Source organism: Streptomyces tendae, assembly GCF_008632955.1.
GTDB lineage: Bacteria > Actinomycetota > Actinomycetes > Streptomycetales > Streptomycetaceae > Streptomyces.
In genome coordinates, this window is the sequence record NZ_CP043959.1 from 5,652,129 (window position 1) to 5,669,189 (window position 17,061).

General features: G+C 71.4%; 17 protein-coding genes. 4 read left to right on the forward strand and 13 right to left on the reverse strand.

Going from position 1 to position 17,061, the window contains the following annotated elements:
- Positions 1-52: 52 nt before the first annotated feature.
- The 5 genes from F3L20_RS26020 to F3L20_RS26040 are packed head-to-tail and all read right to left on the reverse strand — an operon-like array spanning position 53 to position 5,623.
- Complete coding sequence (locus tag F3L20_RS26020; protein ID WP_150156410.1) at positions 53-1,060, reverse strand: SCO2521 family protein; 1,008 nt, start codon at positions 1,058-1,060, stop codon at positions 53-55.
- 28 nt (positions 1,061-1,088) lie between these two features.
- A complete protein-coding gene (locus tag F3L20_RS26025; RefSeq protein WP_150156411.1) occupies positions 1,089-2,054 on the reverse strand; it encodes an SCO2522 family protein in 966 nt (321 codons plus the stop codon).
- The gene (locus F3L20_RS26030; protein WP_150156412.1) at positions 2,051-2,968 is read right to left on the reverse strand and encodes an SCO2523 family variant P-loop protein; all 918 of its coding nucleotides are present in this window, start codon (positions 2,966-2,968) and stop codon (positions 2,051-2,053) included. The genes F3L20_RS26025 and F3L20_RS26030 overlap by 4 nt, the downstream gene beginning before the upstream one ends.
- Positions 2,969-2,971: 3 nt before the next feature.
- Positions 2,972-4,816 carry an SCO2524 family protein gene (locus tag F3L20_RS26035; protein ID WP_150156413.1) on the reverse strand — a complete coding sequence of 615 codons (1,845 nt, stop codon included), beginning with the start codon at positions 4,814-4,816 and terminating at the stop codon, positions 2,972-2,974.
- A gap of 54 nt (positions 4,817-4,870) precedes the next feature.
- Positions 4,871-5,623 carry an SCO2525 family SAM-dependent methyltransferase gene (locus F3L20_RS26040; protein WP_167534612.1) on the reverse strand — a complete coding sequence of 251 codons (753 nt, stop codon included), beginning with the start codon at positions 5,621-5,623 and terminating at the stop codon, positions 4,871-4,873.
- 335 nt (positions 5,624-5,958) lie between these two features.
- Here F3L20_RS26040 and F3L20_RS26045 point away from each other — a divergent pair, with 335 nt between their 5' ends.
- On the forward strand, positions 5,959-6,498 hold the full coding sequence (locus tag F3L20_RS26045) for a GNAT family N-acetyltransferase (protein ID WP_150156415.1): 540 nt from the start codon (positions 5,959-5,961) through the stop codon (positions 6,496-6,498).
- A 21-nt stretch (positions 6,499-6,519) separates the two neighbouring features.
- Here F3L20_RS26045 and F3L20_RS26050 read toward each other — a convergent pair whose 3' ends face one another.
- Positions 6,520-7,215, reverse strand: a complete 696-nt coding sequence (locus F3L20_RS26050) for a TerB family tellurite resistance protein (protein ID WP_150156416.1) — start codon at positions 7,213-7,215, stop codon at positions 6,520-6,522.
- Positions 7,216-7,402: 187 nt separating this feature from the next.
- Positions 7,403-9,124 (reverse strand): 2-isopropylmalate synthase, encoded by a 1,722-nt coding sequence (leuA, locus tag F3L20_RS26055; protein ID WP_150156417.1) that lies wholly within the window; start codon positions 9,122-9,124, stop codon positions 7,403-7,405.
- A 328-nt stretch (positions 9,125-9,452) separates the two neighbouring features.
- On the opposite strand from leuA, the gene F3L20_RS26060 reads away from it, so the two are divergent.
- The 3 genes from F3L20_RS26060 to F3L20_RS26070 are packed head-to-tail and all read left to right on the forward strand — an operon-like array spanning position 9,453 to position 12,176.
- Positions 9,453-10,520: a M4 family metallopeptidase gene (locus tag F3L20_RS26060; protein WP_150156418.1), complete on the forward strand. Its 1,068-nt coding sequence runs from the start codon at positions 9,453-9,455 to the stop codon at positions 10,518-10,520.
- A gap of 20 nt (positions 10,521-10,540) precedes the next feature.
- Positions 10,541-10,807, forward strand: a complete 267-nt coding sequence (locus tag F3L20_RS26065) for a protealysin inhibitor emfourin (protein ID WP_150156419.1) — start codon at positions 10,541-10,543, stop codon at positions 10,805-10,807.
- A 58-nt stretch (positions 10,808-10,865) separates the two neighbouring features.
- Positions 10,866-12,176 (forward strand): GH1 family beta-glucosidase, encoded by a 1,311-nt coding sequence (locus tag F3L20_RS26070; protein ID WP_167534613.1) that lies wholly within the window; start codon positions 10,866-10,868, stop codon positions 12,174-12,176.
- 15 nt (positions 12,177-12,191) lie between these two features.
- Here the strand turns inward: F3L20_RS26070 and era are convergent, their stop codons facing one another.
- The 6 genes from era to F3L20_RS26100 form a co-directional block, all read right to left on the reverse strand.
- The gene (gene era / locus F3L20_RS26075) at positions 12,192-13,145 is read right to left on the reverse strand and encodes a GTPase Era (protein WP_167534614.1); all 954 of its coding nucleotides are present in this window, start codon (positions 13,143-13,145) and stop codon (positions 12,192-12,194) included.
- Positions 13,146-13,404: 259 nt separating this feature from the next.
- A complete protein-coding gene (locus tag F3L20_RS26080; protein WP_150156422.1) occupies positions 13,405-13,758 on the reverse strand; it encodes a cytidine deaminase in 354 nt (117 codons plus the stop codon).
- 20 nt (positions 13,759-13,778) lie between these two features.
- Complete coding sequence (locus F3L20_RS26085) at positions 13,779-14,150, reverse strand: MmcQ/YjbR family DNA-binding protein (RefSeq protein ID WP_145825644.1); 372 nt, start codon at positions 14,148-14,150, stop codon at positions 13,779-13,781.
- Positions 14,147-15,457: a hemolysin family protein gene (locus F3L20_RS26090; protein WP_145825645.1), complete on the reverse strand. Its 1,311-nt coding sequence runs from the start codon at positions 15,455-15,457 to the stop codon at positions 14,147-14,149. Before F3L20_RS26090 ends, F3L20_RS26085 begins: the two co-directional genes overlap by 4 nt.
- Positions 15,454-15,951, reverse strand: coding sequence for an rRNA maturation RNase YbeY (gene ybeY, locus F3L20_RS26095; protein ID WP_024888363.1), 498 nt, complete (start codon positions 15,949-15,951; stop codon positions 15,454-15,456). Before ybeY ends, F3L20_RS26090 begins: the two co-directional genes overlap by 4 nt.
- Before the next feature lie 12 nt (positions 15,952-15,963).
- Positions 15,964-17,034 carry a PhoH family protein gene (locus tag F3L20_RS26100; protein ID WP_145825646.1) on the reverse strand — a complete coding sequence of 357 codons (1,071 nt, stop codon included), beginning with the start codon at positions 17,032-17,034 and terminating at the stop codon, positions 15,964-15,966.
- Between the last annotated feature and the right edge of the window lie 27 nt (positions 17,035-17,061).

Sequence of the window (17,061 nt, forward strand, 5' to 3'; positions counted from 1 at the left end):
TGGGGGTCCGGTCGAGTCCGCTCACGGCTGGTGGGCGTCTCGTGGGCGGGGATCAGGGGGCGGGTTCCACCTCCCGGTGCGCCGGCGGGATCGCGTGCAGGGTGAGCTGGTCGCGGACGCGCTGCACCAGGGCGAGCCATTGCCGGGTGAACCCGGGCCGCTCCTCCAGCGCCTCCCACAGCGGGGCCAGTTCCCCGGACACCCGGGCCCGCGGCATCCACAGGTGCAGCAGATGGTCGACGGCGGGCCGCAACGCCCGCACCGCCGGCGGCAGATCACCGTCCGGGCCGGTGCGGGGCCAGGACCGGGATCCGGCGGGGCCCAGGCGGATGCCGTCGAGGACACGGACCAGGGTGGTCAGCAGCCAGTCGTGCAGGGCGAGGTCGTCGCAGAGCCCGGCCAGGTCCGCGGCCGGGGTGCCCTCGGGGACCCGCAGCCGTACGGTGCGCAGCTCGTCCTCGGCGAGGGTGAACCGCTCCAGGGCGGGCGGCTCGCCCTGCGGCGCGGTCAGCGCCACCCAGCGCAGCCGGGTGGGCCGGGACCTGAGGGGCGGCCGCTGGTCGAGCAGCGGGTGCCGCAGCAGCCGGGTGAGCAGCCCGCCGGCGATCAGTCCGACGTCGAGGTCGCCGTGGCGTCCGCCGTCGAGGAGGCCGTCGGCGACCGCGTCGCGGGGCAGCTTCCCCAGCGGCTCGACCAGTCCGGGCCGCACCAGGTAGTCGCCCCAGGGGCGGCGGTGGTCGGGCCCGGAGGCGGTGAGGCGGAAGGAGGCGGAGGTCTGCAGCACCCGGCCCTCGGTGAGCGCGGCCCGCGCGGCGACCGTGCCGACCGCGCGGACCCGGGCGCCGTTGGCGCTGGGCAGCGGGCAGTCGACGCCGGTCAGGGTGTCCGGGGAGCGTCCGTAGAGGTTGGGGCGCTCGGACACCAGGACCCGCTCGTCGGCGCGCAGCCGCAGCAGCTGGGCGGCGGCGCGGCTGTCGAGGGCCTGCGCGGCCGGCAGCAGACAGGTGCGGACCTCGCCGCAGGCGAGCACGGCGCCCGGTGCGGCCGTCTCCGGCCGCACGCCGGGTCCCCCCGCCGACGCCCGCACCTCAGGCCCCCTCGTAGTAGACGTAGGAGACGCGGTCGGTCACCGGGCCGGGGACGGGCACGCCCTCGCGCCCGGAGCGTTCGGCGACCTGGGCCAGCGCCTCGCGGTCCACGTCGGTCTGGTCGAGGATCACCCGCACGGCGTGCTCGACGGGCAGGAAGCGGTTGGGGAGCACGGAGCAGGTCCGGTAGGCGGCGAAGGGGTCCGCCCGGGGGTTGAGCCGCACCAGCGGGGGGAGGTCGTCCCAGTCGTCGGGGAACGCGGCACCGGTGTGCGGCTCCGCGGCGAAGACGGCCTCGCCCTGGTGGCGGAGCAGCCCGAGGCGGGCGAGCTGCCACACGGCGGCCAGGAAGGGGCAGGACCACAGGCGCGCCCCGTCGGCACCGTCGTTCCACAGCTCGACGTCCAGGAACACGGAGTGGCGGCGGGCGGCGGTCTCGGTGGGCGGCTGCCAGGCGGTGGCCTTGCGCATCGCCTGGGGGGCGCGGGCGGTGGGGCTGCGCACCCCGTTGGCCAGCCAGCCGGTCCGCGCGGTCGGCGGCCGGTGGCCGTAGCTGCCGGGCGGCGGTTCCTCGACGATGCGGGCGGCCACCGCCTCGGCGACCGGCACCTTTCCGGTGACGGCGCAGCCGGACTCGCGGGCCAGGTAGTCGACGGTCAGCCCGGCGCGCTCGGCCTCCGCCAGCAGCAGGGGCACGACGTCGGCGGGGCCGGCGAAGCGGGCGAAGTAGTCGTCGACGAGGAAGCAGGTGCTGACACGGGGGCGCTTCCCGCCGGCCCGGTCGCGCGCGTCGGCGCGGGCGGCCTCCACCCAGGGCCGCACCCGGGCGAAGTGCCGGCGCAGGTGGCCCGCCCCGGCCTCGAAGTCCTCCATGTACAGGTGGCCCAGCTCCAGGGAGAGGTGGGACAGCGGCACCGCCTGGGTGCGCGGTTCGGCGGTGGTCTCACGGAACACCGCTTCGGTCATGGCAGCCCCCAGTGCGCGTCGTCGGTGAGCCGCCGGGCGATCTCCTCGAGCGCCTCCAGCGTCTCCTTGTTGGCGATCTGGGTGGCGAGCACGTCGTCCTCGGTGATCAGCTGCTCGCGCCACTGCAGGATCGGCTCCAGCGGTACGGTGCCGAGCACCACGCTGTCGCCGATGTGCTGGTCGGAGGCGAGCCGGCGCAGCGCCTTGTTGCAGGACTGCATCCACGCCGCCTGGGCGGGCGAGCCCTGCGCCCACATGGCCGACTCGGGGTCGGGCACGGCGGCCCGGACGAAGCGGATGTTGCCCCGCAGGGCCGCCTCGTCGTGCCCGCGGTCGACGCCGCCGCGCAGGATGCCGTTCTCCTTGTGGACCAGCCCGGCGGCGGCGATGACGTGCTGCCGGGTCCAGCGGTGGAAGACCAGCCAGCGGTAGGCGACATGGCGCATCCGGAGGTGGGCCGTGGCCGCCAGGACCAGGTCGACGGCGTAGCTGCGGCCGGCGCTGAGGTCGACCATGACGAGGTCGAACTCGCTGTTGAGCCGCAGCAGCAGGTCGATGCAGCGCTCCAGCGCGTCCTCGCCGGTGGCGAACTCGCCGCCGCCCGCGTCGCCGGGGTAGAGCACCAGCCGCCCGGCCTGGTTCTGCCGGGCGCGCAGCACGGTGTGCTCGGTCTGCCGCCAGATGTCGATGCTGGCCGGTTCGGTGACCTCGCCCTCCAGGTAGGAGTGCAGGCCCCGTTCCTCGGTGCCGCGCAGCGCGCTGGGCACGTCGAAGACGGCGGCGGCGGTGGGCGAGCCGAAGTCGAAGTCCACGTAGGCGACGTGGTCGCCGACGAGGGCGCGCTGGTAGGCCAGGTTGGCGCTCGTGACCGAGCGGCCCGTGCCTCCCTTGTCGGAGGCCGCGAAGACGAGCACGGCTCAGCCCTCCTGCGCTGCGGCGTCCCGGGCCTGGGCCAGGGTGTCGAGTTCCTGGAGCACGGGCAGGGCGAGCGCGAAGGCGGTGGCGGGCCGGTCGTCGACCAGGCTGCGGGCGTGGTCGAGCCGGCTCTCTATGCTCCGCATCGCCCGGCCGCGGCTGCCGTCGGCGGTGGTGGACGCCTCCAGCTGTTCCTTGCCGAACAGGTGGGTCGCCTCGCTGAGCAGGTCCCGGGCCAGCTCGGCGAGTTCCGGGCTGCGGATGGGCTGCTGCTCGTACATGTTGCGGGCGGCCACCAGGCACTCGGTGACGCGCTCGGTGACGCTCCAGGACAGGCGGCGGTTGACGTCGCGGGCGTCCGGGAAGACGGCCCGTACGTCGTCCCAGAGGCCGGCGCCGTGGCCGTCCTCGATCCTGCGGTTCCACAGGTGTTCGAAGGTCTGTTCGGCCAGGCGCAGCAGCCGGTCCTGGGCGTCGATGTTCCGCGACAGCTCGGCGAGCTGGACGGTCCGCTTCAGCAGCTGGGCGGAGAAGTCGGTCATCCGCCACTGGAGCAGCGACCCGGACCGCTCGGACCCGGCGAGCGGCATCAGCACGCCCGGGTCGTGCAGCCGGACGACGGGGTCGTTCCTGGTCATCCGGCTGGTGACGCGGCCGCGGTCGGCGAGGCGCTCCATGATGGCGACGGTGCGGGTGAGGTCGTCGTCGGTGGCCTTCCGGCGCACCAGGTCGTGGACCAGGATGGCCGCGACGGTGAGGGAGAAGTACTCCGACTCCAGGCGCAGTCCGGTGGTCTGCCAGGGCAGGTCCTCCAGGGGCCAGCGCTCGGAGCCGAAGCGGGCGACGGCCGACCAGTACTGCTGGCTCAGTTCCCAGCGCAGCCGCAGTGCCTCGGCGAGTTTCTGCTGGTCGGCGTCGAGCAGCCCGAGGGTGAGGGTGCGCTCGGAGAACAGGTCCTGGATGCCGTCGAGGGCGACGACGGTGAAGTACACGTACGGCAGCCGGTCGGCGATGCCGTCGGGCTGGCCGGCCACCTGGAGGTCCAGGTCGGTGATCCGGGGGGCGTCCTTGACCACGCCCCAGGCCCAGCCGCACTCGAAGAGCTGGCTCTCGTCGCGGATGGACTCGTCGACCTGGATGCCGCGGCTGAGGCTCTCGATGATGGTGGCGCGCAGCGGGCGGAAGCGGCGGGAGAACTGCTGGAGCACCGCCCGGTCGGAGTGCCGGTTCTGGCCGATGACCTGGATCAGCCGTCGGCCCTGTTCGGACTCGGCGTCGAACACGTTCACCGTGAAGGAGCGCAGCAGGCTGATCATCGCGGCGGTCAGCCGCGTGTTGGTGGCGTCCCGGAGTTCGCCGAGCGCCCGGCGCACTTCGGGGCGGGTGGTGCTGCTCTCGTAGACCTTGAGGAAGCCGAGGGTGGCCAGGCACAGGGTGACCGACATGGAGTAGGAGTCGACGACGCCTAACTTGCCCTGCTCATAGGTGAGTTCGTCGCCCGGGTCGACCGGTTTGAAGTACGGTCCGCCGGCGAAGGTGGGGCTGTCGTCGGGCCCGGTGTGGGTGCGCATGAACTGGGTCAGCGCGGTGATCAGGTTCGGCGGGATCTCCAGCCGGCTGCCGACGCGCTCCAGTGCTTGGAGCACGTCCCGCTCGGTGGTGTCCGGCTGGTCCAGGCGGAAGGCGGGGATCTCGGTGGCGGGGTAGAGCAGGCAGAGCAGCCGTTCGGCGTCCGCGACACTGCTCAGCCCGTCGGTGTCCCCCCAGACGAGCTTGCCGTCGTCGAACGAGTGGCGGGCCGCGGCTCGCCAGATGTCCAGCAAATGCTGGCGCGGCTTGATCTGCATCCCCCTACCCCTCGTACAGATCCGGTTGCCCGTGTGCAGACATGGTCCCCGTTCCTACGTGTCGGCAATCGCCGAATTCCGCCGTCCCAGGGCGAGGATGATGCCCTCGTGTCCCGTCCGGACCATGTGGTGCAGATCGTGGATCTCCAGGTCGTCGGCCCAGTCCCGCAGGGAGTCGCGTACCCCCTGCTCGTCCACCCGGTAGGCCGGATACCGGTGGTCGCCGACCTGGTAACCGACCGACTCCTTCATGAAGGCGGTGGCGAACGGGGCGCCCTCGTTCAGCGCGCCCATGAAGCAGGTCACGCCGCGGCGGAACTCGTCGGGGCACTCCGACATGGAGTCGGCGACGAAGAACATGGTCCCGATGTCCCAGCGGCGCTGGCCGTCGAGGTCCAGGAGGTTGGCCCGCTCCACGCGCACGATCTCGCCGAAGCGTCCCCTCGGCTCGACGTCCGCGTAGGCGGGGTGCTTGCCCAGCTGGTCCCAGAAGGGGTCCCAGACCACGTCGTACCCCGCGGGGGACGCCTGCTTCTCCAGGTACTCCACGTTGGGCCGGGCGTACTCCAGCAGCAGGACCTTCTCGCACCAGGGCAGCATCGACAGCGCCGGGTAGAGGTTCGCACCGGCACCCACGTCGACGCCGCGCACCGAGTCCGGGACGCCGTCCGCGAAGCACTTCCCGAAGTAGTCGCGCATCAGCCGCACGATCAGCAGATCGACCTCGAGGGGGTTGCGGTAGTTGGCGTCGACATAGGCCTCAGGATCGAACTTCGACCACGGGGCGTCGGCGTTTCGGTCCATCATCACCCTGCCGCGTTCCATTCAGTGTCGGACAAGACCGTGTGCCCTGACTGCGCGTTCCGGCGAACGTCGGCAGGTGAAGCAGCATCTCCGGTTCTCGCACGGTAGGCCGAAGTGGCACGCGGAGACAGCCAGGAACACGCCAGTCCTCTATGACGGGCGCACGGCAGGCGCACGTCAGCATCTCCGTGCACACCCGAACTCGCCCTTGCACGCGGTGAGTTGACGGCTCACTCTAGCCAGAAGACGCCACCGGCCGCCACCGGGAGCCGCAATCCTCCCGGGTGAACGCGCCGGTGCGTTCGCGTTGACGTCCGCACGTCCCGACTGGGGGTGGCATGACCGCCGAACCGCTGGAGCGCACGCTGGACCGGCACGGGCACCTCGGGGACCCCGGCGGGTCACCCGGACCGGGTGCCCCGGTCCTGCGGGGGGCCCGGGAGTCCGATCTGCCCGAGCTGCGCCGGCTCGACGAGGAGGTGTTCCAGGAGGTCGCGTATCCGGCCTTCCTGCTGCGCCAGCTGTTCGACGTGTACTCCGAGCACTTCCTGGTCCTGGACGACGGCACGGGCGGACTGCGCGGCTACGTCCTGGCCGCGACCACGGCGTTCAGCCGGGACAGCTGGATCCTCGGCCTGTGCGTGACCGAGGGGCACCGCCGGCACGGGCTGGGCCGGGAGCTGATGACGGAGATCCTGGCGCGGCTGCGTGAGGACGGCATCGAGCAGGTGCGCCTGACGGTCGAGCCCGCCAACCGCGCCGCGATCCTCCTCTACCGCTCCCTGGGCTTCCGCCCCGAGGAACCGGACGGGGGCCTGCGCCGTGACTACTTCGGCTCGGGCGAACACCGCAGGATCATGCACCTGGAGCTGCGCTGAGGGCGCGAGTCGCCCCAGGGTTCAGGACGGCGTGCGGGCCGCCGCCAGGAGGCGGCCGACGTCGTCCGAGCAGATGGTGAGGGCCGCGCCCACCGTGGCGAGGGCGTCGCGTTCGGCGGGGGTGTACGGGCCGTCGGCGAGGGCGATCCGGGCGCCCTGGAGCAGGATCGCCTCGCGGCCCGGGCCGGCCAGATGGGGCGCCAGCGGGTCCAGCGCCTCGTGCAGCTCGATGGACAGGCCCGCCACACACGGCTCACCGGTGAAACGTCCGGTGTCCGCCTCCAGCGCCTCGACCAGCGCGGCGAGCTGCTCCTCCGTGCAGTCCTCGATGCCGGCCGCGCGCACTCCGGCCGCGGCGGTCTCCAGGGCGGCGCGGGAGCAGGCGCCGCCCGCGGCGAGCACGGCGAGGGCGACGGTGTGGACGGCGTCCCGCAGCATCGCGGAGAAGCGGGTGGTGGTGGGGTGGTCCAGCACGTCGGTGCCGAAGTGGCGGCGGCAGGCGGCGCACTCGACGGTCGGCGCGCAGGCCCCGCGCGGCAGCACGGGCACACCCAGCACGGTGAAGCGGCGGCGGCCGGTCAGCCGCTGGTAGTTGCGGTCCCCGCCGCAGCCGGGGCAGAAGAACTCCCCGTCGCCGACGGCGGTCCAGGCGGCGCGGGTGCCGAACAGGCGCGCGCGTGCGGAGGTACGGCCGTCGGGTCCCCGTTCTGGCAGCACGTCGCACCTCCATCAACGCCACAGCACCGTCGCCGCGTCTGCGTGATGTTAGCCACATCCGGGAGGTGGAGTCAGTACCCGGGACGAGACCTTTCCGTGACCTCCACAGTGATTGGCCGGTAACCGACGCCGGGCCCCGCCCGCCGCTGACGGCGGACCGGGCCCGGCAGTGACCTCTACCGGCTGATCAGCGTGCCGCGCGGTTGACCGCGGAGACGACCGCCTTCAGCGAGGCGCGGGTGGTGTTGGCGTCGATGCCGATGCCCCACAGCACCTTGTCGCCGATGGCGCACTCGATGTACGAGGCGGCCTGCGCGGAGGCGCCCTCGCTCATGGTGTGCTCCTGGTAGTCCAGCAGGCGTACGTCGATGCCGATGCCCTGCAGGGCGTGGAAGAAGGCCGAGATCGGGCCGTTGCCGGTGCCGACCAGGGTGGTCTCCTCACCGTCGACCGTGGCCTGCACGGTGAGGGTGTCCACGCCGTCGCGGTCGGTGGTGGACTGGCCGGCGGCGACCTGGATACGGCCCCAGGGGTTGTCCGGGTTCGGCAGGTACTCGTCCTGGAAGACCGACCAGATGTCGGCCGGCGTGATCTCCCCGCCCTCGGCGTCCGTCTTGGCCTGGATGATCTTCGAGAACTCGATCTGCATCCGGCGCGGCAGTTCCAGCTTGTGGTCGTTCTTCAGGACGTACGCCACACCGCCCTTGCCGGACTGCGAGTTGACCCGGATGACCGCCTCGTAGGAACGGCCGACGTCCTTGGGGTCGATGGGCAGGTACGGGACCGCCCACTCGATGTCGTCGACGGTGACGCCCTTGGCCTTCGCGTCGGCCTCCATGGCGTCGAAGCCCTTCTTGATGGCGTCCTGGTGGGAGCCGGAGAAGGACGTGTAGACCAGGTCGCCCACGTACGGGTGGCGCGGGTGGACCTCCATCTGGTTGCAGTACTCCCACGTACGGCGGATCTCGTCGATGTCGGAGAAGTCGATCTGCGGGTCGACGCCCTGCGAGAACATGTTCATGCCCAGGGTGACCAGGTCGACGTTGCCGGTGCGCTCGCCCTGGCCGAACAGGCAGCCCTCGACGCGGTCGGCGCCGGCCATGACGGCCAGTTCGGCGGCGGCGACGGCGGTGCCGCGGTCGTTGTGCGGGTGGACGGACAGGCAGACGTACTCGCGCCGGGAGAGGTTGCGGTGCATCCACTCGAAGCGGTCGGCGTGCGTGGACGGGGTCGAACGCTCCACCGTGGCGGGCAGGTTGAGGATGATCTCGCGGCCCGGGCCGGGCTGGTGGACGTCCATCACCGCCTCGCAGACCTCCAGCGCGAAGTCCAGCTCGGTGTCGGTGAAGATCTCCGGGCTGTACTGGTAGCCGAACTCCGTCTCCGGGCCCAGCAGTTTCTCGGCGTACTCCACCACCAGGCGGGTGCCGTCGACGGCGATCTGCTTGATGTCGTCCTTGGAGCCGCGGAAGACGACCCGGCGGAAGACCGGCGCGGTGGCGTTGTACAGATGGACGGTGGCGCGCCTGGCACCCTTCAGGGACTCCACCGTGCGCTCGATCAGGTCCTCGCGGGCCTGGGTCAGCACGGAGATGGTGACGTCGTCCGGAATGGCGTCCGGGTCCTCGATGATGGAGCGGACGAAGTCGTAGTCGGTCTGTCCCGAGGAGGGGAAGCCGACCTCGATCTCCTTGTAGCCCATGCGTACCAGCAGGTCGAACATGGCGCGCTTGCGCACGGGCGACATGGGGTCGATCAGAGCCTGGTTGCCGTCACGCAGGTCGGTGGAGAGCCAGCGGGGCGCGGCGGTGATCCGCTGGTCGGGCCAGGTGCGGTCGGGGATGTCGACCTGCTCGTACCGGCCGTACTTGTGGATCGGCATAGGGCTGGGCTGCTGGCGGTTCGCCATGATGCGGGGGCTCCTCGATGGTCCGCGGAATGTCCTGGGGGACGGCCGACGGCGCAGCGCCAGACTCCGCGGGGAGGGGGTCGGCCTCTAACGCAGACCCTCACCGCGGCAGCTAAGGAGAAGCAGCCCGAAGTACATGATGCTCCGCAGCTTAACCGAGTCGCCCACCGTGCGGGGTTCCGTATCAGTATGCGGGATCCGGCGGACGAACAGGACAAAGAGTGCCGTATACCACTCCCGCGGCACGGGACAGACGGGATGGCACGGAATTTCATCCGTCATTGTTGCGGGTAGTGACAGCACCGTCACACAGTGCGATGGTGCCGACATGACGACGAACGGGGGCCTCCGGCCCGTCTTCTGCACCATCGTCCCGCCGCACGTCCTCGACCGGCTCTCCAGGCCGAGGACCCCTGCTCCACGGCCCGCGCGCCGCACCCTGCGCCGCGACGCCTACGAACGCACCCAACGCCGGCTGACCACGGTGGTCGGCGCACCGGCCGTCGCCACGCTCGCCGGGGCCGAGCCCGGCACACCGCAGCGCACCGTGTACGACGCCGGGCACGGCACCGAGCTGCCCGGCGAGAAGGCGCGCGGCGAGGGCGAGGAACCCGGCCAGGACGCCACCGTCAACCGTGCCTACGCCGGTCTCGGCGCCACCTTCGACCTGTTCCTCAAGGAGTTCGGCCGGGACTCCATCGACGGCAGCGGACTGCCGCTGGACGCCACCGTCCACTACGACCGCGAGTACAACAACGCCTTCTGGAACGGCGAGCAGATGGTCTTCGGCGACGGGGACGGCGAGATCTTCCTCGACTTCACCATCGCCGTCGACGTCATCGGCCACGAACTCGCCCACGGCGTCACGCAGTACACGGCGAACCTGGACTACTTCGGCCAGTCGGGCGCGCTCAACGAGTCGGTGTCGGACGTCTTCGGCGCGCTCATCAAGCAGTACACGCTCGGCCAGACCGCCGGGGAGGCCGACTGGCTGATCGGCGCCGGGCTGCTCGCCCCCCGCGTCACCGGCGTGGCGCTGCGCTCGATGAAGGAACCCGGCACGGCGTACGACGACGACGTGCTCGGCAAGGACCCGCAGCCGGCGACGATGGACGACTACGTGCACACCGGCCGGGACAACGGCGGCGTGCACATCAACTCGGGCATCCCCAACCACGCGTTCTACCTGGCGGCCACCACCCTGGGCGGCAACGCCTGGGAGCGCGCCGGGCAGGTCTGGTACGACGTGCTGACCGGCGGGGAACTGGACCAGGACGCGCAGTTCACCGACTTCGCGACGCTCACCGTGAAGGCGGCGCGCGCCCGGTTCGGGGAGGGCGAGGAACTGGTGGCGGTGACCAAGGCGTGGGAGCGGGTGGGGGTGCGCACGCTGTAGTTCCGTACTAGACACGGACCATGCGTATTCAGGTGCGGCGCACGGGCGGCTTCGCGGGGATCGAGCGGCAGGCCGAGGTGGACACCTCGGGACGGGCCGACGCCCACGAGTGGCACGCGCTGGCGGAACGGGCCGTGGCGGCCGGCGGAACGACCCCGCCGGCCGGCGTCCCGGACGGTTTCAGCTACCGGATCACGGTGGACGGCAGAACGGTGTACTGCGCGGACCCCCGGCTGACGGAGGAACAGCGGACGCTGGTCAGGAGGGTGCTGAAGGAAGGCGCCTGACAGGCTTGTGGCGCGGGGGCGTTGACGCCCCGTGGTGGCGGTGCGGATGATCCGGGGCATGGCGACGACGAACCCGATGCCCCGTTTCCCGGCCGGCTTCCTGTGGGGTGTGTCGACCTCGGCGCACCAGATCGAGGGGGCAGCCGACGAGCGCGAGAGGTCGGTATGGGACGTGTTCACGGCCGAGCCCGGGAAGGTGCGGGACGGCTCCACGGCGGCGGTGGCCTGCGACCACGTCCACCGCCACCGCGAGGACGTGACGCTGCTCGCGGACCTGGGCGTGGACGCGTACCGCTTCTCGGTGTCCTGGCCGCGGGTGCGGGCCGAGGGCGGCCTGGACTTCTACGACCGGCTGGTCGACGACCTGCTGGCGGCGGGCGTACGGCCGGTGCCGACGCTGTTCCACTGGGACCTGCCGGCGGACCTGGACTGGCTGGAGCGGGACACGGCGGAGCGGTTCGCGGAGTACGTGGCGCGGGTCGCCGCGCGCCTGGGCGACCGGGTGAAGAAGTGGATCACGCTGAACGAGCCCGCCGAGCACACCCTGCTGGGGCACGCGCTCGGGGTGCACGCGCCCGGCCGGACGCTGCTGTTCGACGCGCTGCCGGTGGCCCACCACCAGCTGCTGGCGCACGGCCTGGCGGTACGGGCGCTGCGCGCGGCCGGGGCCGGCGACGTCGGCATCGCGAACTCCCACGGCCCGGCCTGGGCCGCCTCGGGGGACGAGGCGGACGTGGCGGCGGCGGACTTCTACGACGTCCTGCTGAACCGCCTGTTCGCCGACCCGCTGCTGCTCGGCCGCTATCCCGAGGGCATCGGCGAGCTGATGCCGGGCGACGTCGAGGCGGACCTGAAGGTCATCGCCGAACCACTCGACTGGTACGGGATCAACTACTACGCGCCGACGCGGGTGGGGGCGCCGCAGGGAGCCGAGATCGAGTTCGGCGGTGTCCGGATGCCGGCCGAACTTCCCTTCTCCGTACGGGAGATCGAGGGGTACCCGGCGACGGACTTCGGCTGGCCGGTGGTCCCGGACGGGCTGACGGAACTGCTCACCACGTTCCGTGCGCGGTACGGCGACCGGCTCCCCCCGGTCGTCGTCACGGAGAACGGCTGCGCGTACGAGGGCCTGGACGACACCGACCGCATCGCCTACCTCGACGGCCACGTCCGCGCCCTGCACCAGGCGGTGGAGGCGGGCGTGGACGTACGCGGCTACTTCGTGTGGTCCCTCATGGACAACTTCGAGTGGGCGGAAGGGTACGGGCGCCGCTTCGGCCTGGTCCACGTGGACTTCACGACCCAGCGGCGCACCCCAAAAGCCTCGTACGGCTGGTACAAGGAGATGCTGCGCGAACAGCGCGGCTGACGGAGCCGGTGCCGCTCAGAACCCGAGGCGGCGCAGCTGCTTGGGGTCCCGCTGCCAGTCCTTGGCGACCTTCACGTGCAGGTCGAGGAAGACGGGCGTACCGAGGAGCGCCTCGATCTGCTTGCGGGACTTGATGCCGACGTCCTTCAGGCGCTTGCCCTTGGGGCCGATGACGATGCCCTTCTGGCTGGAGCGCTCGATGTAGAGGTTGGCGTGGATGTCGAGCAGCGGCTTGTCGGCGGGGCGGTCCTCGCGCGGCAGCATCTCCTCGACGACCACCGCGATGGAGTGCGGGAGCTCGTCGCGGACGCCTTCCAGGGCGGCCTCGCGGATGAGCTCGGCGACCATGACCTGCTCGGGCTCGTCGGTGAGGTCGCCCTCCGGGTACAGCGCGGGGCCCTCGGGCATCAGCGGGATCAGCAGGTCCGCCAGCAGCTCGACCTGCTTGCCCGCGGTGGCCGACACCGGGACGATCTCCGCCCAGGTGATGCCCAGCTCCTTGCCGAGCTGGTCGACGGCGATCAGCTGCTCGGCCAGCGCCTTGCTGTCCACCAGGTCGGTCTTGGTGACGACGGCGACCTTCGGGGTCTTCTTGATCCCGGCCAGTTCCTTGGCGATGAAGCGGTCGCCGGGCCCGATCTTCTGGTCGGCGGGCAGGCAGAACCCGATCGCGTCGACCTCGGCCCAGGTGGTGCGCACGACATCGTTCAGCCGCTCGCCGAGCAGGGTGCGCGGCTTGTGCAGCCCGGGGGTGTCCACCAGGATCAGCTGCGCCTCCGGCCGGTGCACGATGCCCCGCACGGTGTGCCGGGTGGTCTGCGGCCGGTTGGAGGTGATCGCCACCTTCTGCCCGACCAGAGCGTTCGTGAGGGTGGACTTGCCCGCGTTGGGACGGCCCACGAAGCAGGCGAAACCGGCCCGGTGGACGGCGTCGGCCGGCTGCTCGGATGACTGGGTACGAACACTCATGCCGCCCATTCTCCCTGATCCCCGGACCCGCTCGGACCATTCAGGGCGCTCGGCACCGGGCGGAGGCCGTCCGGGACGACGTCGCGGACGTCACCGGCGCTGCGGGGCCGGCTCGGCGAAGCCCGGCGTGAACGGGCCCCGGACCGCGCCCGCCGCCGGGGACAGACCCGTTCCGCATCGCTTGCCTCCGGGGGGATTCCGGCTCCCCATCGGGCATGACCACCTGCGGTAGCACCGCGATGGCGTGACCGGGTCCCGATCAGCCCGCCGTGACCGTCTCCCGCACCGTGCCGTCCGGCCCGGCCACCAGCACCGGCGTGTCCGCCCCGCCCAGGTCCCGTACGGCCGCGCGGTCCTCGGCGGAGGCCGACTCCGCCTCCGTCACCACCGCCGCCGCCTCCAGCGAGGTCGCGCCGGACGCCACCGCCATCGCCACCGCCGTGCGCAGCGCGCTGAGCTGGAGCGAGTCCAGGGCGACCGTACCGGCGACGTACGTGCGGCCGGTCTCGTCACGTACGGCCGCGCCCTCGGGCACGCCGTTGCGGGCGCGGACGGAGCGGGCCAGGGTGACGATCTTGCGGTCCTCGGGGTCGAGGTCGGGAGTCTCGGTCATGATCCGAGCATAAGGGGGCGCTACGGGCGGTCGAGGCGCAGGCGGGCGGCTCGGGGGAGGCCCGCCACAACCAGGTCGTAGGAGTCCTCCACCAGCTCCCTGACCAGGCGGTCCGGGAGCTCGCCGGGGGGTCCGCCGGACACCGTCACCGTGTTCCAGTGCCGTTTGTTCATGTGCCAGCCCGGGACGATCAGGTCCGGGTGCTCGGCGCGCAGCCGGATCGCGTCCTGCGGGTCGCACTTGAGGTTGACCTTCAGCGGGCGCGCGCCCAGGTCCGTCAGGGCGAACATCTTTCCCAGCACCTTGAAGACCGAGGTCTCCGGGTTGAAGGGGAATTCCTCCACCGCCGCGTTGAAGGACAGGCAGAGCGTGCGCAGCCGCGCCGGGGTCACTCCTCCCCCGCCTCCTCGCCGGCCGGGGGCTTCGCCGGGCCCACCGGCTCCACCAGCACCGTCACGATCTTGTTGCGGCGGCCGGCGGAGGACTCCGCGGTGAGCCGCAGCTCCCGCCCGTCCGGCAGCTCCATGACGGCCGAGGCGTCCGCGATCGGCACCCTGCCCAGGCGCTTGGCGAGCAGGCCGCCGACGGTCTCGACGTCCTCGTCGTCGAACTCCTCCAGCCCGTACAGCTCACCCAGGTCGGTGATGTCGAGGCGGGCGGTGACCCGGTAACGGTCCTCGCCCAGCTCCTCGACGGGGGGCAGTTCGCGGTCGTACTCGTCGGTGATCTCGCCGACGATCTCCTCGAGGATGTCCTCAATGGTGACGATGCCCGCCGTGCCGCCGTACTCGTCGACCGCGACGGCGACGTGGTTGCGTTCCTTCTGCATCTCGCGCAGCAGGTCGCCGGCGTTCTTCGTGTCGGGCACGAAGAAGGCCGGGCGCATCGCCGTGGAGACGAGTTCGTTCTCCGCGTCCCGGCTGATGTGCGTCTTGCGGGCCAGGTCCTTGAGGTAGACGATCCCGACGATGTCGTCCTCGCTCTCGCCGGTCACCGGGATGCGGGAGAAACCCGAGCGCAGGGCGAGGGTGAGGGCCTGGCGGATGGTCTTGTACCGCTCGATGACCACCAGGTCGGTGCGCGGCACCATCACCTCGCGCACCAGGGTGTCGCCCAGCTCGAAGACGGAGTGCACCATGCGGCGCTCCTCGTCCTCGATCAGCGACTCCGCCTCGGCGAGGTCCACCAGCGCGCGCAGCTCCGCCTCGGAGGCGAACGGGCCGTGCCGGAAGCCCTTGCCGGGCGTGAGGGCGTTGCCGATGAGGATCAGCAGCGAGGGGATGGGGCCCATGATCCGCGCCAGCGGCACCAGCACGTATGCGGCGGCCGTGCCGGTGCTCAGCGGGTGCTGCCGGCCGATGGTGCGCGGGGAGACCCCGACGGCGACGTAGGAGACGAGCACCATGATGGCGATGGCGATCAGCAGCGCCTCGGCCGTCCCGTCGAACTCGCGCACGCTGCCGTAGGTGATCAGCGAGGCGGCGGACATCTCACAGATGATGCGGACCAGCAGCGCCACGTTGAGGTAGCGGGTGGGGTCCGCGGCGATCTGGGCGAGTTTGGCGCTGCCCCGGCGGCCGGAGCGTACGGCTTCCTCGGCGCGGAAGCTGGAGACGCGCGCGATGCCGGCCTCCGCGCAGGCGGCGAGCCAGGCGACGACGACCAGCGCGAGGGCCCCCAGGACGAGTTGCGCGCTCATGACACGGTCGGGGCCGGAGACGGGCCGGTGAGGCCCTTCTCCGCGCGCCAGCCGTCCACGATGGCCGCCTGAAGGCCGAACATCTCGGCCTTCTCGTCCGGTTCCTCGTGGTCGTAGCCGAGCAGGTGCAGCACACCGTGGACGGTGAGCAGCTGCAGCTCCTCGTCCATGGTGTGCCGCGTCGGTGCTTCCTCGCCCTGCTTGGCGGCGACCTCGGGGCAGAGCACGATGTCGCCGAGCAGCCCCTGCGGCGGCTCGTCGTCGTCCTTCGACGGGGGCCGCAGCTCGTCCATGGGGAACGACATGACGTCCGTGGGCCCGGGCAGGTCCATCCACTGGATGTGCAGCTGCTCCATGGCGCCGGCGTCCACCACGATCACCGAGAGCTCGGAGAGCGGGTGGATCCGCATCCGCGCGAGGGCGTAGCGGGCGATGTCGAGGATCGCCTGCTCGTCGACCTCGGTTCCGGACTCGTTGTTGACGTCGATCGACATCTGGTGCTCGGTCTACTTCCCCTTGTGCCCGGACCGGCCGCGGCCGCCCTTGTGGGTGCCGTTCTCGGTGCCGTGCGTGCTGTCGTACTTCTCGTACGCGTCGACGATACGGCCCACCAGCTTGTGCCGGACGACATCCTGCGACGACAGCCGGGAGAAGTGGACGTCGTCCAGGCCCTCCAGGATGTCCTGCACCTGCCGCAGACCGGACTTGGTGCCGTCGGGCAGGTCCACCTGGGTCACGTCACCCGTGATCACGATCTTCGAGTCGAAGCCGAGGCGGGTGAGGAACATCTTCATCTGTTCGGGGCTCGTGTTCTGGGCCTCGTCCAGGATGATGAACGCGTCGTTGAGCGTGCGGCCGCGCATGTACGCCAGCGGCGCGACCTCGATGGTGCCCGCGGCCATCAGGCGGGGGATCGAGTCGGGGTCGAGCATGTCGTGCAGCGCGTCGTACAGCGGGCGCAGGTACGGGTCGATCTTCTCGTACAGCGTGCCCGGCAGGAAGCCCAGCCGCTCGCCCGCCTCGACCGCCGGCCGGGTCAGGATGATGCGGTTGACCTGCTTGGACTGCAGGGCCTGCACGGCCTTGGCCATGGCCAGATAGGTCTTGCCGGTGCCCGCGGGTCCGATGCCGAAGACGATGGTGTGCTTGTCGATCGCGTCCACGTAACGCTTCTGGTTGAGCGTCTTGGGGCGGATCGTGCGACCGCGCGAGGACAGGATGTTCTGCGTGAGCACCTGGGCCGGGGTCTCCTGGCCGTCGCTCTCCCCGCTTTCGCTCGCCTTGAGCATGGCGATCGAGCGTTCCACTGCGTCCTCCGTCATCGGCTGACCGGTGCGGAGCACCAGCATCATCTCGTCGAACACGCGCGAGACGAGGGCGACCTCCGTGGCGTCGCCGACCGCGCTGATCTCGTTGCCCCGGACGTGGATGTCGGCCCCCGGGAAGGCCTTCTCGATCACACGCAGGAGGGAGTCGCCGGATCCCAGCACGGTCACCATGGGGTGCTGGGCGGGAACGGTGAACTGCACTCTCGCCTCCCCCTGCGCGGGGGTGTGAGCTGTGGGTGTCTGAGTCATGGGCCGGCTCTGAGGCCTGCGGTTCCT